Source organism: Pseudomonas yangonensis, from assembly GCF_009932725.1.
Classification (GTDB): domain Bacteria; phylum Pseudomonadota; class Gammaproteobacteria; order Pseudomonadales; family Pseudomonadaceae; genus Aquipseudomonas; species Aquipseudomonas yangonensis.
Genome location: NZ_BLJU01000241.1, coordinates 1 through 249 on the forward strand (window position 1 = coordinate 1; position 249 = coordinate 249).

Annotated in this window: 1 protein-coding gene; it reads right to left on the bottom strand. The window is 56.2% G+C overall.

Annotated features, from left to right (window positions below):
- Positions 1-64: 64 nt before the first annotated feature.
- Positions 65-249 (bottom strand): TraX family protein (locus tag GYB81_RS24175; RefSeq protein WP_252334061.1); only part of this gene is annotated, 185 nt, incomplete at its 5' end.

The window sequence follows — 249 nt, forward strand, 5'->3', positions numbered from 1 at the left end:
GCTCTGTCATGCTGTGTTCTGCCTCTGACGAATCATCCTGTTACGGTCAAAGATACCACACCCGTCACAGCGCCAGAACGCCCAGCACAGCCAGATGACAGGCGTAGAATACCGGGAAAAAATCCCCGGGCCAGAAACGGGGTAATGATTTTCCTGCACACGACACCAGACCAACGGTCAGCACCGTCATCACAAGACCGGCCACCGCCGCTGCATCACTGGTGGCAAGGTTAAGCGCCGGAATAACAG